This is a genomic window from Aedoeadaptatus urinae (assembly GCF_900155585.1).
Taxonomy (GTDB): domain Bacteria; phylum Bacillota; class Clostridia; order Tissierellales; family Peptoniphilaceae; genus Aedoeadaptatus; species Aedoeadaptatus urinae.
Map to the genome: position 1 here is coordinate 168,112 of NZ_LT707416.1, position 14,234 is coordinate 182,345.

General features: G+C 47.6%; 10 protein-coding genes. 3 read left to right on the forward strand and 7 right to left on the reverse strand.

Annotated features, from left to right (window positions below):
- Positions 1-53 precede the first annotated feature (53 nt).
- The 3 genes from BQ7397_RS01645 to guaA form a co-directional block, all read right to left on the reverse strand.
- Positions 54-1,664 carry an RNA-directed DNA polymerase gene (locus BQ7397_RS01645; RefSeq protein WP_083703358.1) on the reverse strand — a complete coding sequence of 537 codons (1,611 nt, stop codon included), beginning with the start codon at positions 1,662-1,664 and terminating at the stop codon, positions 54-56.
- 174 nt (positions 1,665-1,838) lie between these two features.
- The gene (locus BQ7397_RS01650) at positions 1,839-2,684 is read right to left on the reverse strand and encodes a KilA-N domain-containing protein (RefSeq protein WP_077074452.1); all 846 of its coding nucleotides are present in this window, start codon (positions 2,682-2,684) and stop codon (positions 1,839-1,841) included.
- 468 nt (positions 2,685-3,152) lie between these two features.
- Positions 3,153-4,685, reverse strand: a complete 1,533-nt coding sequence (guaA, locus tag BQ7397_RS01655) for a glutamine-hydrolyzing GMP synthase (protein WP_077074453.1) — start codon at positions 4,683-4,685, stop codon at positions 3,153-3,155.
- 134 nt (positions 4,686-4,819) lie between these two features.
- Between guaA and BQ7397_RS01660 the strand changes: the two genes are divergently transcribed.
- Positions 4,820-5,368: a helix-turn-helix domain-containing protein gene (locus tag BQ7397_RS01660; RefSeq protein ID WP_077074454.1), complete on the forward strand. Its 549-nt coding sequence runs from the start codon at positions 4,820-4,822 to the stop codon at positions 5,366-5,368.
- Positions 5,369-5,410: 42 nt separating this feature from the next.
- Here the strand turns inward: BQ7397_RS01660 and BQ7397_RS01665 are convergent, their stop codons facing one another.
- Genes BQ7397_RS01665 through BQ7397_RS01675 form a run of 3 tightly spaced genes read right to left on the reverse strand, consistent with a single transcriptional unit; the run spans position 5,411 to position 9,596 of the window.
- Positions 5,411-5,905, reverse strand: coding sequence for an NUDIX hydrolase (locus tag BQ7397_RS01665; protein WP_077074455.1), 495 nt, complete (start codon positions 5,903-5,905; stop codon positions 5,411-5,413).
- The gene (locus BQ7397_RS01670) at positions 5,902-7,509 is read right to left on the reverse strand and encodes a CTP synthase (RefSeq protein ID WP_077074456.1); all 1,608 of its coding nucleotides are present in this window, start codon (positions 7,507-7,509) and stop codon (positions 5,902-5,904) included. Before BQ7397_RS01670 ends, BQ7397_RS01665 begins: the two co-directional genes overlap by 4 nt.
- Positions 7,510-7,517: 8 nt before the next feature.
- Entirely contained in the window at positions 7,518-9,596 is a 2,079-nt protein-coding gene (locus BQ7397_RS01675) for a glutamine synthetase III domain-containing protein (RefSeq protein WP_077074457.1), read from the reverse strand.
- A gap of 448 nt (positions 9,597-10,044) precedes the next feature.
- On the opposite strand from BQ7397_RS01675, the gene proS reads away from it, so the two are divergent.
- On the forward strand, positions 10,045-11,481 hold the full coding sequence (gene proS / locus BQ7397_RS01680; protein ID WP_077074458.1) for a proline--tRNA ligase: 1,437 nt from the start codon (positions 10,045-10,047) through the stop codon (positions 11,479-11,481).
- Between the two features lie 55 nt (positions 11,482-11,536).
- Here the strand turns inward: proS and BQ7397_RS01685 are convergent, their stop codons facing one another.
- A complete protein-coding gene (locus BQ7397_RS01685) occupies positions 11,537-12,886 on the reverse strand; it encodes an ArnT family glycosyltransferase (RefSeq protein WP_077074459.1) in 1,350 nt (449 codons plus the stop codon).
- Between the two features lie 116 nt (positions 12,887-13,002).
- Between BQ7397_RS01685 and BQ7397_RS01690 the strand changes: the two genes are divergently transcribed.
- Positions 13,003-14,184 carry a coenzyme F420-0:L-glutamate ligase gene (locus BQ7397_RS01690; RefSeq protein ID WP_077074460.1) on the forward strand — a complete coding sequence of 394 codons (1,182 nt, stop codon included), beginning with the start codon at positions 13,003-13,005 and terminating at the stop codon, positions 14,182-14,184.
- Positions 14,185-14,234: the final 50 nt, after the last annotated feature.

Sequence of the window (14,234 nt, forward strand, 5' to 3'; positions counted from 1 at the left end):
CTACTCCCACTTTACTTTTTTTAATATTAGTAAAAATATCCCTTCTAAAACATCTATCTATTACCGTTATCTTTTACTATTTTATTAATGAAATAATCATCTTCATGAATTTTAATATCTTTGAAAAATGCTCTTTTTTCACCTTTTGAAAGGCCACTACTAATCATCTTTAAAATTTGCCTTTCTTCCCATTTATCTGCGCGATAATAGTAATCTCTAATTTCAAGCAATTCTCCTCTCGATAGCTTTCCATCTAAAGACTCCAATAATGCTCTTCCAATATAATCTCCTGAATTTCTCTTCAAATTTCTAAACGAATTTAACAAAATTTCTTTATTTTCAAGTAAATTAGTAGAATATATTCGCACTAAATACACTTGAATATATTCTGGTACGTCCACATCTGTCATCCATTCTTCAAAATCATTTTGAATTTTAACTAAATCTTCCTTACTAATACCTTCGCATTTTATTACAGCATCAATAAAATAAGGTATAAATTGAGGAAACTTTTTTATTATATTAGGAAGTTCCGTCAATCTTCTGTATTCTTCTTTTGCAATTATAGTACGCATAATTGTTGTAATCGCTTTTTCTTCAATAAGCATGCTATTATTAGCATCATTAATAAGCTCATCCAAGTCATTCTCTTTTAATTTTTCAATTTCTGCGTTAGATAATTTTCTAAATTTGCTAGGAATCAGACCTGAATAACCTCTTATTATTTTAGGAAGATTTGGCTGCTTATCATCAACTTCGTCAAAAGTAACATCATTTTGAGCATTATTAACATCACTACTAAGATTTTGTTTGTTATAGTTTGAAATATCTTTAACTTTAGTTTTTTGAGTGTTTAAAAACATACCTTCTTTGCTTAATTTTAAAGTTAATAAAGCAAGATTACTGTGAGCTTCAAATGCGTTTTTAGCAAAAATCCTATAATCATCCACAAATCGGCAGAAGTCAATTCCTTTTGAAAAAAGATAGTTATCTACTTCGATTAAAGCAACCTCTGCAAGTATCCTTGAAGCATTAGAACCAACAGGTAACCCATAAGAATCTCTATTTGCCCAGTACAATAGTAATTCATTAATTAAAGATATTATATCCACATCAATCTTTGGATTAGATCTTAGAATAGATTCAATTCTATGAATATTTAATCTATCATAAAAATTTGATATGTCACACTCCACTACAACTTTATTCTTAGTATATTTGCTTTTTTCCAAGGTTCTTTGTCTAAAGGCAGTGTAATGAAATTTGCCATCAAAAAGTTTACCTTTAAAACTTCCAAATCTATAAGAAAAGACTCTATTTTTACTCTTGTTTATTCTCATTTTTTCTATCTCATCAGCAATACTAATTACCAATGTCAAATATACAATTTCATCATAAATGTCAATTAAAGCACATTTCCTATAATCTGACAAACTCTTCTTTGGCACCAATACATGCCCTAATTTATGAACTTTTAGTTCTGAAAATTTATTTTTTTGAATATAAGAGCAAACCATACTGCATAATTCTTCTCTTACTTCCTCATCTTTTAGATAATCAATTTCAAAAGCTCGATTAAACAATTCTACATCTGTCGGTCCTTCATACAAAATGTTGTCTATAGCTCTAAAACAGGATTTTCGTAATATCGCTTTCTTTAACATATACTTCTAAAAAACCTCCTCTATAACACCCAACTACTGTCATTCTTTTAAATCCTAATTCACTATAAAATTTTTTAGTCCATAAATATCAAAACTGATAATTCAGGAATCATTCTATTAAAATCTATATTCCTCATCGACAAATAAAATTCATCTATTTGTTACTTAAAATTATTATTTTTTCCCTTCTAATTTTTTAATACTACTATCACCAAGCTTTTTAAGTGACATCAATTGTGTTCTAGCAAGTTTTCTAAGTTCTATCATTCTTTCTTTTTGTTCCATTCCTTTGCTAATAAGAACGGCATTGTAGGATTCCATATTTGCAAGCACCAATAACTCATTTAAGCTTGCATAGTCTCTCATATTACCTTTTAAATTCTGATTTTCTTCACGCCACTCTTTAGCAGTTTTATTAAATAATGCTACATTTAACATATCCGCTTCACTAGCATACTTGAATGATAATTGTTCACTTGTCAAATCTTTAAGCAAGTATTCTTTAATTGCATCTGTATGGATTTTATAGTTAATCTTTGATATTTCTCTGTGCAGATTCCAAGTTAATGATAATTTTGAGTTTTCATCTTCTTTTAGTCTTTTATAATCTTGAATAATATATAGCTTAAATTCTGGAGAAAGCCAAGATGCAAATTCCATAGCTATATCATAATGAGCATACGTTCCTCCATACCTGCCTGCTTTTGAAACTATACCTATAGCATCTGTAGATTCTATCCATTTACTCGGTGTCATCGTAAATCTATTTAAACCAGCTTCATTTCTAAACGTGTCGAATTGCACACGGTTAAAATTTGGATTATTAAGTGCTTCCCATAATCCTATAAATTCAAGAGTGTTCCTATTTCTCATCCAGTTTTGGATTACAAATCTTGGATCATCTGTGTTTTTATATTTTGCTATATCAGTAAGGCTTATATAGTCATTTTTAAAATCTTCAGTATAAACTTGAATTGAAAATCCCTTAGCAGAAATTTGCTCTTTATTTATTTTTGACAATTTACTCCCTCCTTATTCCAGCCTAATCTTTATTACTTATATCATAACAAAAAAATGGTCAGAGCACCGTATGCTCCCTGACCTAATCTTAGGTTAAATTGTATATCTCAAATCACTAATTTTCAAATGCTATAAGCCACTATTACCCATCTATATATAATTTCTCTATTTTTATTATCCCTATTTTTCCTTTATTTTGCTATACAATTGAATTTTCTATCAAAAGTTCTATCACCTTTGTTTCAACCCTATGCAAACCGACAATTTATTGTCGCTTTTAAGTGTATAACCTATCAAATAAAAAAGACCATAACACTTAAGCTATGATCTAATTTTTTGTCCAAATGTAAACCACTTGGAACTATTATTCAATTTATTCTTTTTTACTTCCAGTACCATTTGAGTACCAGTAGCCATTGTTCATTCTCTTTATAGCTTGTAATTAAGCCATTTTAGAAAATTTTGCTACTATTCCCATTCAATCGTTGCCGGGGGTTTCGATGTAATATCATACACTATGCGGTTGATGTGTTCCACTTCGTTGACGACGCGCACGCTGACTTTGTCCAGCACTTCATAAGGGATGCGGGCCCAGTCGGCGGTCATGAAGTCGGAGGTGGTGACGGCTCTCAGGGCCAGGGTGTAGTCATAGGTTCTGAAGTCGCCCATGACGCCGACGCTCCTGTTGTTGGTAAGGACGGCGAAGTATTGGTTGATATCTCGGTTCATGCCGGCTTTGGCGATTTCGTCGCGGAAGATGTAGTCGGCTTCTCTTAAGATGTCGAGTTTTTCTTCGGTGATTTCGCCCATGACGCGGATGGCGAGGCCGGGTCCCGGGAAGGGTTGGCGCCAGACGAGTTTGGGATCGAGGCCGATGGCTTCGCCCAGCTTTCTGACTTCGTCTTTAAACAGGTCTCTCAAGGGCTCGATGAGGTCTTTAAAGTCCACGACGGAGGGAAGGCCGCCGACGTTGTGGTGGCTTTTAATGACGGCGGCATCGCCCGCGCCGCTTTCGATGACGTCGGGGTAGATGGTGCCTTGGGCCAAAAAGTCGACAGAGCCGATTTTTCTGCCTTCGTCTTCGAAGACGCGGATGAATTCTTCGCCGATGATTTTTCGTTTTTGCTCGGGCTCGGTGACGCCTTCCAGGCGTTTCAGGAAGCGGTCCTTGGCGTCAACGCGGATAAAGTGCATGCCGGTGTCTTTAAAGGCGGCTTCCACTTCGTCGCCTTCGTCCTTGCGCATAAGGCCGTGATCGACGAAGATGCAGCTCAGGTTTTCGCCGATGGCATCGACGAGGAGCTTCGCACAGACGGAGGAGTCCACGCCGCCTGAGAGGGCGAGAAGCACTTTTTTGTCGCCGACTTTTTCCTGTATGGTGCGCTTGGCTTCGATAGCGAAGTCGTCCATGTTCCAGTCGCCCTTGGCGTGACATACTTTTTTCAGGAAGTTGTCGATGATTTCGTGTCCGTGTTCGGTGTGGTTCACCTCGCCGTGGAATTGAATGGCGTAGATGTTTTTTTCTTTGTTTTCCATGGCGGCCACGGGGCAGCTGTCGGTGGAAGCCACGGTGCGGAAGCCTTGGGGCAGTTCTTTGACGTAGTCCACGTGGCTCATCCAGGTGGTTTGTTCCACGTCCAAGCCGTCGAAGAGCTTGGATGCCGGGTCGACCATGGTTTTGGTCTTGCCGAATTCTCTGTGGTCGGATTTGGTGACGGTGCCGCCCAGGTTTTTGGCGATGAGCTGCATGCCGTAGCAAATGCCTAAAATGGGCAGGCCCATGTCTAAAATTTCCGGATCGATGTCCGGGCTCTTGGCGTCGTAGACGCTGTTGGGACCGCCGGTAAAGATGAGACCGATGGGCTTTTCTTTTTTAATGGCCTCCGTGGCTTTTTTGTAGGGGACCACTTCCGCGTAGACGTTTTTTTCGCGGACGCGCCGTGTGATCAGTTGGTTGTATTGACCACCGAAGTCGATGACCAGTATTTTTTCTCTTTCCATGGAAAACCTCCTATTCGGCTTATATTATAGCATATTCGGCGTCGGCCTTTTTCTGCCTGCTTTTTTCAATTTTTCGAAATTTTTGTGATATACTATGTTTAGTATATAATCGTAATTGGATGAGGGGGTGTTTTATGTCCGGAAAGTTTTCGGGACAAAAAATTCGTACCATGCGCAAGGCGTTGGGCATGAGTATTAAGGATCTGGCCGAGGCCGCCAATCTGTCCACGGGGCTGATCAGTCAAATCGAGAGGGATTTGGTTTCGCCGTCGGTAAACGCCATGCTGCGCATTGTCGATGCCTTACATACGACCATGGGTGAATTTTTCGAGGACGTACCTTCGAAGAAGAAGCCCACGATTCTGCGCTGCGGCGAGCATTTTATGATCGACAGCGACGCCGTCGACCGCAGGATGCGTCTCTTGTCGCCCGAAAATCGCCGCCACTACGAGGTGGTGGAGATTCGCTTTGAAACGACGGAAAGGAAGGACGTGGTGCCCACTACCGACGAAAGCGGAGAGGCCTTCGGCTTTATTTTGGCCGGGCGTCTCACGGTGATGCTGGACGATGTGGCCTATTCCGTGGAATCCGGCGACAGCATTGTCTTCGACCGCTCGGCGAAGTATGCGTTGCTTAACGAGGGCCGCGAGCCTTGTCTGTCTATTTGGGTCTTTATTCCGTAATTTAGTATTTGAAAAAACAGGGGTCTTTCGATCCCTGTTTTTTTATTTCCATCCCAAGAAAAAGTCTTTGTAGTAGGAAAGCTTGGTCATGTTCTTGGTTTCCACCCAGTCCATGACCTCGTCTCTGTCTAAAAAGACAAAGTCGTCCACTTCCTCCGGATCCAAGGTGATGTCTTCCTCCGTCAGCTCTTTTTCGATGCGATAAATATAGTAGTGGGCGGGAAATTCCGTAATGATCCGGTCCAGGACCAGCTCTTCCTTTGTCAGGTTCACGCCCATTTCTTCTTTCATTTCCCGAATCATGGCATCAATCGGCTCTTCGCCCTTGACGACGCTGCCGCAGGCGGTGCAGGACCAGTAGCCCGGATAGTTTTTCTTTTTCATGGAGCGCTTTTGAAGGATGTAGCGCCCGTCGTGGGTGCGGATCCATGCTTCCACCACGCGGTGAAAGCGGCCCTTGGGCATGCGCTCGCCCCGGATCAGGGTTTCACCTGAGGGGCGATTGTCCTCGTCGTACAGATCCCAGTATTCTCTCACCGCAAGGCCCGCTTCCCGGCCGCTTCGACGAATCCGTGGAACAGGGGATGAATGTGATTGGGTCTGGATTTAAATTCCGGATGGAATTGGCAGGCGACGAAGTAGCTGTCTTGATTCAGCTCGATGATTTCCACCAGGTCCAAATCTTCGTTGATGCCGGCGATGATCAGGCCCGCTTGTCTGAGCACGCCTCTGAATTCGTTGTTGAATTCGTAGCGGTGGCGGTGACGCTCTAAAATATCCGATTCGTTGTAAAGCTTTTTGGCGCGGGTGTCGTCCAAAATGTGGCAGGGATAGTTGCCCAGCCGCTGGGTGCCGCCCATGTTTTCCACGCCCACTTGAGATTCCATGAGGTCGATGACGGGATAGGTGGCGTTCACGTCAAATTCCGTGGAGTTTGCGTCTTTTAAGCCGGCGATGTTTCTCGCGATGTCGATGACGGCGATTTGCATGCCTAAGCAGATGCCGAAGTAGGGAATTTTATGCTCCCGGGCGTATTTCGATGCGCGGATCATGCCTTCGATACCTCGCTCGCCAAAGCCGCCGGGGACCAAAATGCCGTCGGCGTCCTTCAGTGCCTTATCCAGCGCCGCATCGTCCACTAAATCCTCCGCGTCCACGTAGTCGATGGTGACCAAACGACCCATGTCGTAGCCCGCATCTAAAAGGGCTTGGGAGACGGAGAGATAGGCGTCGTGAAGCTGCACGTATTTGCCTACGAGGGCGATGCGGATGTCGCCTTCCGCCTGTTTAAAGGCTTCCACCATGTGGCGCCAGTCGTCGGTCATGAGGTTTTTAGGCTCGAGCTTTAAGTGGTTCATAATGATTTCGTCGAGATTTTGTTCTTTGAACACATTGGGCAGCTCGTAGATCAGGCCCACGTGGCGGGATTCGATGACATTTTCCTTGGGCACGTCGCAGAAAAGGGAAATTTTGTTGCGAATGGAGGCGTCGATGGCGCCGTCGCTTCTGGTAATGATGATGTCCGCCTTGATGCCCTGGCTCATGAGCTGTTTAAAGCTGTGTTGGGTGGGCTTGGTCTTCAGCTCGTCGCTTCCCGGGATCACGGGAATCAACACCGTGTGCACGAAGAGCACGTCTTCTACGGGACATTCCGAGTGAATTTGGCGAATGGCTTCGATAAAGGGGAGCCCTTCGATGTCGCCGACGGTGCCGCCGATTTCGGTGATGACCACGTCGGCCCCGGATTCCTTGCCGGCGCGGTAGATGGCGTGTTTGATTTCGTCGGTGACGTGGGGGATGACTTGCACCGTGGCACCGTCGTAGTCGCCGCGGCGTTCCTTTTTAATGACGCGGGAATAGATTTTTCCCGTGGTAATGGAGGCAGATTTCGTCAGCTCCTCGTCGATAAAGCGTTCGTAGTGACCCAGGTCCAGGTCCGTTTCCGCCCCGTCGGCGGTGACGAAGACCTCCCCGTGTTGGTAGGGGCTCATGGTGCCGGGATCCACGTTGAGATAGGGATCGAATTTTTGCATAAACACGCTGAAGCCGCGGTTTTTTAACAGGCGGCCGATGCTCGCCGCACTAATGCCTTTGCCGATGCCGGAAACGACGCCGCCGGTTACAAATATATACTTTGTCATAATGCCTCCTAATTGAGTCCTGTGAAAATATCTTCGTAGGTGGGAATCATCCAATGCTTTCTTGAAATGCGATTTTCCAATTCGTCGCAGATCTTTCGAATGTGGGGGAATTGGGTGATGATTTCTTTTTCAAAAAATTCCGCCCGTTCGTAGCCTTCCAAGGTCTTGGCCTTGGCGTAGGATGCCTTTAATTTTTTGTGCCGCAAGAGAAGCTCTTCAAAGAGCACGTTTAAGGTTTGAAGGCGCTCTTCCAGTGCCGGGTTTTTCAGCCGCTGGGTGACGTTTAAAATGTCGTTCAGCTCTTCCACCACCGCCGGCTCCACGTCCTTGGAAAGCATGGTCATCAGCGTCCTCGCTTCCAGGAAGCCGTGGACGGAGACGGATTCCAGGCCCACCTCGTAAATGGCTTCCACTTCGCTTTCGCTGAGGACGTCGTAATCGCCGAAAATTTTGATCAGATCCTTGTCCTTTAATGCCTGAATGGCTTCGAAGAAGCTGCGGTAGTTGGGCAGGCCCCGGCGCTCGGCTTCTTCCACCCAGGCTTGGGCGTAATTGTCTTTGTTGTAGAGAATGCGCTCGTGGGCGCTCACGATTTCGGCGACGATGGTATAGGCTTCATTTCTCAGAGCCTCTTCGTCGTTTGCGAAGGGCTCCAGGCGATCGGCCATTTTCTTCAGGCTGTGGCCCAAGGTGGTGTTAATGACGATGTTGGCATCGGCCCCGGTCATGGAGGAGCCCACCATGCGAAATTCGAATTTGTTTCCCGTAAAGGCCAAGGGGCTGGTGCGGTTGCGGTCGCTGGAATCCCGGGGCGTGTAGCCCAGGGAATTGATCTTGATCGCAGGCGGCGCTTCGATTTTAGCGTGGTACTCCTCGTGGGCGATGTCTTTTAAAATTTCCTCTAGGTCGTTTCCGAGGAAGATGGAAATAATCGACGGCGGCGCTTCCAAGCCGCCTAAGCGACGGTCGTTGGACGGGCCACCCGATGCGATGCGAAACAGTGGCGCGTAGTCGTCGGCGGCTTCGATCATGGCCGAGAGGAATAAGAGGAAGGTGAGGTTTTCTTTGGGATTGTCTCCGGGATCAAAGACGTTTTTACCGTAATTGGTGGTGAGGGAGTAGTTGTTGTGCTTGCCGCTGCCGTTGACGCCGGCGAAGGGCTTTTCGTGAAGCAGACAGACCAAATCGTAGGCCGTCGCCGTTTCCTTTAGTATGCTCATAATGAGCTGATTGTAGTCCACGGCGATATTGGCGTTTTCAAAGAGGGCCACGATTTCGAACTGGCAGGGCGCCACCTCGTTGTGCTCGGTCTTGGCGAAGATCCCCAGCTCCCACAGCTTTTCGTTGACCTCCTCGTAAAAAGCCATGACACGCTTGGGAATGCCGCCCAGGTAGTGGTCGCCCATCTCTTGGCCCTTGGGGGCGCCGGCGCCGATTAAGGTGCGGCCCACGCTCTTTAAATCGCTCCTTTTGTCGTAGTGGTGCTTGTCGATAAGGAAAAATTCCTGTTCCAAGCCCACCTTCGGCTTCATGCGGTAGGTGTATTCCTCTTTTTCAAAGAGATTCACCACCCGGGAGCCGTGTTCGCTGATAAGGCCCATGGATGCGAGCAGGGGGCCCTTCTTATCCAGCTTGTCTCCGTTAAAGGAGACGAAGATCGTGGGGATGTATAAAATCCGGTCGATAATAAAGGAATTGGCCGTGGCGTCCCAATAGGTGTAGCCCCGGGCTTCGAAGGTGCTGCGCATGCCGCCGGTGGGAAACGAGGAGCCGTCGCTTTCGCCGCGAATCAATTCCTTGCCGGAGAAGCGTTGAATCACCTCATAGGTGTCCGTGCGGTCCAAAAAGGCGTCGTGTTTTTTCGCCGTGAGGCCGTTAAGGGGTTGAAACCAGTGGCAATAGTGGGTGGCGCCTTTTTCCAGAGCCCATTCCTTCATGGCGTGGGCAATGGCATCGGCGGTCTCCCGATCCAAGGGCGCCTCATTCCTAATGGCGTTTTTCCACCGATAGTAAATGGCGTGGGGCAGCCTTTCACGCATCATGCGCTTGTTAAACGCCATCTCCCCGAACTTTTTGTCTAGATCCATATTTCCTCCTAAAATAGAAAAAATTGGTTCTCCCGAAAGATAACCAATATAAAAAAACCTATAGAACCCTCGCGGCGCAAGGGGTGTTTTCTTTTATAATAGTCAATGGAATTTTCAATGTCAAGAACCGGAGGCCCTCGGCCGGCAAAAAAATAAATTTTACCTCTCCTTCACTTGACAAGCGTGCTTATCCCTGTATAATGGATGTATTCAAAAGACTTTGATGGAGAAAAGTACGCGAGATAAAAATCTCAGGGAGTTGAATCCACCGACTGAAAGATTCGACGATGGCTGCTTGCGGAATCCCGCTCCGGAGTTGTCCGTAAAACGGACCGCTTGTCCCGTTAAGACATTAAGGATACCTGTTAAGGGTATTGAATTTGGGTGGTACCACGGTTTTTCGTCCCTGAGAAACCGTGGTTTTTTTATTGAATTTAGGAGGCAAAACGTGGCTGAAGAAAAATTTGTAAGAGAGATTACTTCCCGGGACGAGGATTTCGCCCAATGGTACACCGACGTCGTCTTAAAGGCTGAAATGGCCGACTACGCCCCGGTGAGAGGCTGCATGATCGTGCGCCCCTACGGCTTCGCCGTGTGGGAACGCATTAAGGAAGAGGCAGACCGTCGCTTTAAGGCCACGGGCCACAAGAACGCCTATTTCCCCATGCTGATTCCGGAGCATTTGCTTCAAAAGGAAGTGGAACACTTCGACGGCTTCGCCCCGGAAGTCCTGTGGGTGACCCACGGCGGCGACGAAGAGCTGGCGGAACGCTTAATCGTGCGCCCCACCTCGGAAACCATTATTAACTCCATGTATTCCAAATGGGTGCAAACCTACCGCGACCTGCCGGTTTTAATTAACCAATGGTGCTCCGTCTTCCGCTGGGAAAAGACGACCCGCCCCTTCCTGCGCACCGTGGAATTTTTGTGGCAAGAAGGCCACACGGTTCACGAAACCTATGAAGATGCCCAAGAAGAAACCTTGCGCATTCACGAAATTTATCGCCAAGTCATCGAAGACGAAATGGCCATTCCCGTTATCTTAGGAAAGAAGAGCGATTCGGAACGCTTCGCCGGCGCCGACGCCACCTACACCTTGGAAGCCATGATGCACGACGGCAAGGCCCTGCAATCGGGTACGAGCCACAACCTGGGCCAAAACTTCGCGAAAATGTTCGACATTCAATTCCAAGACAGAGAGGGCAAGCTCGCCACGGCATGGACCACGAGCTGGGGCATTTCGACCCGCCTGATCGGGGGCCTCATTATGGTTCACGGCGACGACCGGGGCATGGTTATGCCGCCCCACGTGGCACCGACCCAAGTGGTCATCGTGCCCATCGCCTTGCACAAGGAAGGCGTGAAGGAAAAAGCCCAAGAGCTTTACGAAGGCTTAAAGGACCGCTTCACCGTGGAATTGGACGACCGGGAACAATACAGCCCGGGCTGGAAGTTCAACCAATGGGAACTGAAGGGCGTGCCCCTGCGCATCGAAATCGGTCCCAAGGACATTGAAAAGAACCAAGTGGTCTTCGTTCGCCGCGACACCAACGAAAAGACCTTCGTCCCCATGGACAACCTGGCCGACAAGGTGGACGACATACTGGAAACCATTCAAAAAGACATGTTCGACGCGGCGAAAAAGCGCATGGAAGAAAACACCTTCGTGGTTACGGACTTCGACGAATTTAAAGAAAAAATGGCCGCCGGCAATGTCTTTATTAAGGGCATGTGGTGCGGCGATGAGGAATGTGAAGCGGAAATTAAAGATGAAACCGCCGCTACCATTCGCTGCATCCCCTTCGAGGAAGAGCATCTGTCGGATACCTGTGTCCACTGCGGCAAGCCCGCCAAGCATATGGTTTACTACGCCAAGGCTTATTAATGGGCGCGAAAAAGCACTCGGAAAATTTCCGGGTGCTTTTATTGTGTCAGAAAAATTATTCCCATCTCTGCTTATTCAGACCTTCTCTGTAGGCCCTTTTGCCGCGAATGTAGCGCATCAGACGCTCTGCGATGACTGCCGCCGCGGATATTAAAAAGCCGATGGCCATAAAGCGGAAGGGCAACAGGGTTTGGGCGTAGCGGTCGAAGACGAAGGCGTAGGCGTACATGTAGACCTGTACCAGGTAGGCGAAGAGGACGAAGAAAACCTCCGCCCTGTATTTTCGCGCCAAAAGCACGACCGGTGCCGCCGCCATGGCCAGGTAAAAGCCCAGGGTTCTCAGCTGAATGATGGCGTACTTGGTGTGGGGAATGACTTCGTCCCAGTAAAAGCTGGCGCCGATCATGGATTTGGGCTTGAGCCACAGGTAGCTTTTCAGCATGGAATCCCGGTCGTGCTTCCACCAATAGACCATGCGGGCCCGCGCCAGCTTTTCGTCGGTCAACAATTCAAAGTAGCGCTTATATTTCGGCGCAAACTTGCCGTCCTTGTCTTTCAAGAAGGCGTGTTCCTCGTAGGTTTCGTCGATAAAGGGCTGACGGCTCACCTCGTCGTCGGAAGGATAGCCCACCCCCTGATAGGTGCCTAAAAGCAGAGGGTTGCCGATGCCGTAGGTGGTGGGAATGTAGGCGCGGAACTGCTTGTAATTTCTCACGCTCCAGGGAAGCATAAAGGCCAAAAGGGCGATAAAGACCATAAAGGCCTGCAGGTAGAGACGAGTGGAGGGATATTTTTTAATCCAAAGGTAGGGCAGTGGCAGAAGGAACAGGCAGATGGCCTGGGCCTTTAACATAAAGGCCAGATAAGTGCTTATTGCCATAATCGCAAAGCCCGTCCAATCCTTTCGATTTCCCATGCGCATGACGCCGTAAAGGTAGAGGCTCACGAGGAATAAGTAGGGGGTCTCCGTTAAAATTAAATTGTCCTGCCAGGCGAAGTCCGGCACAAAATAGAAACAGGCGACGATGATGGCGGCATAGGCCGGTGCCTTTTCCCTGATGGCGAGATAGGTAAACCAGGCGGCCATGGTCCCCATGATGCACCAGGCGAGCTTTAAGGGGAGCCACAGGCCGCTGCCCGTGCCGAAGACGCCGCAGAATAGGGCGATGAAAGCGGGAAGCCCCGGCATGATTTGAGCACTGATCACGCCGTGCATGATCAAGGTGCCGGTGCGAAAAAGGGTGATCCCCGCCTTGAAGTAGCTTAAGTCGTCGCTTTTGAGACTGTAGGACGATCCCAAGTGGGAAAGCATCCACAGGCGCTCAAAAAAAAGCAACCATAAAATGATGAGCATCACCCAATAGTTGCGGAAAAAATCATTTCGTCGTTGAAATGCACCTTGCACAGGCCGCCCTCCTTTTTTTTACCATCTCTTAGATGTTCATCATACCACCTTTTGGTGAAGTATGGTAGAATAGGATAGTCATTTTTACTTTTGAATATGAAAGAGGCGATACGTACATGAAGCGTTATATTGGAACGACAACCCGAGGCATTCGACTCCCTATCGTAAAGAAGGGCGACAACTTAGTCGACATAGTTTTTGATTCGGTGAAAAATGCCATTGAATCGGAAGGCATCAAGACGAGAGACAAGGATATTATCTGCGTCACGGAATCCTTAGTGGCCAGAAGCCAAGGCAACTACGCCACGGTTGACGACATTGCCAAGGACGTGGCCGAATCCTTCGACGGTCCTTTCGGCGTCGTTTTTCCGATCTTATCTCGGAACCGCTTTTCCACCATTTTAAAGGGTTTGGCAAAAAGCGGCCGCAAGCTCCATATTTTGTTGAGCTTTCCTTCCGACGAGGTGGGCAACCACTTAATGGATGAAAACAAGCTCTACGGCACGGGAATCAATCCCTACCGCGACGTCATCACGGAAGCGGAATACCGGGAACACTTCGGGGAAGAGGTCAAGCACGAATTCACCGGCATCGACTATGTGAAGCTTTATAAAGAAATCGCTCCGAACAGCGAAATCTATTTCTCCAACGACCCCCGCACCATTCTCTCCTACACCAAGGACGTGCTGGTGGCAAGCATTCACACCCGCGAGCTCATTAAGCGGGAATTAAAGGATTCCGGCGCAAACAAGGTCTTAGGCTTGGACGATGTTCTGGCCAAGGAAAGCACCGAACACGGTTACAACGCCGACTACGGCGTCCTGGGCAGCAACATGGCCGGCCCGGAAACCATTAAGCTCTTCCCGAGAGACGGCCAAGTGTTCGTCGATACGCTGCAAAAGCGTTTAAACGACTACTTCGACAATCACTTCGAAGTGATGATCTACGGCGACGGCGCCTTTAAGGATCCCGTAGGAAAGATTTGGGAATTGGCAGACCCTGTTGTCTCCCCCGCCTACACCGACGGCCTGGAAGGCACGCCCAGCGAGCTGAAGATGAAGTATCTGGCCGATACGGAATTAAAGGACTTGAGCACGGAAGAAATGGAAGCGGCCATCGTGGATCGCATTCACGAAAAGGATGCTAACCTGGTAGGTAAGGACGAAACCTTAGGCACCACGCCCCGTCGTCTCACCGACCTTTTAGGCTCCCTCGCCGACTTAACCAGCGGCAGCGGCGACAAGGGAACGCCGGTAGTTATGATTCAAGGCTACTTCGACAACTACGCAAATGACTAATCGTCTATAATTTAAGCCCTGAAGGCAGCTCGTCTTCAGGGCTTTTTCTA

Excerpts from the sequence above, each read along its gene's own strand:
- BQ7397_RS01645 (WP_083703358.1), bottom strand. The coding sequence starts at position 1,664 with ATGTTAAAGAAAGCGATATTACGAAAATCCTGTTTTAGAGCTATAGAC.
- guaA (WP_077074453.1), bottom strand. The coding sequence starts at position 4,685 with ATGGAAAGAGAAAAAATACTGGTCATCGACTTCGGTGGTCAATACAAC.
- BQ7397_RS01660 (WP_077074454.1), top strand. The coding sequence starts at position 4,820 with ATGTCCGGAAAGTTTTCGGGACAAAAAATTCGTACCATGCGCAAGGCG.
- BQ7397_RS01670 (WP_077074456.1), bottom strand. The coding sequence starts at position 7,509 with ATGACAAAGTATATATTTGTAACCGGCGGCGTCGTTTCCGGCATCGGC.
- BQ7397_RS01675 (WP_077074457.1), bottom strand. The coding sequence starts at position 9,596 with ATGGATCTAGACAAAAAGTTCGGGGAGATGGCGTTTAACAAGCGCATG.
- BQ7397_RS01690 (WP_077074460.1), top strand. The coding sequence starts at position 13,003 with ATGAAGCGTTATATTGGAACGACAACCCGAGGCATTCGACTCCCTATC.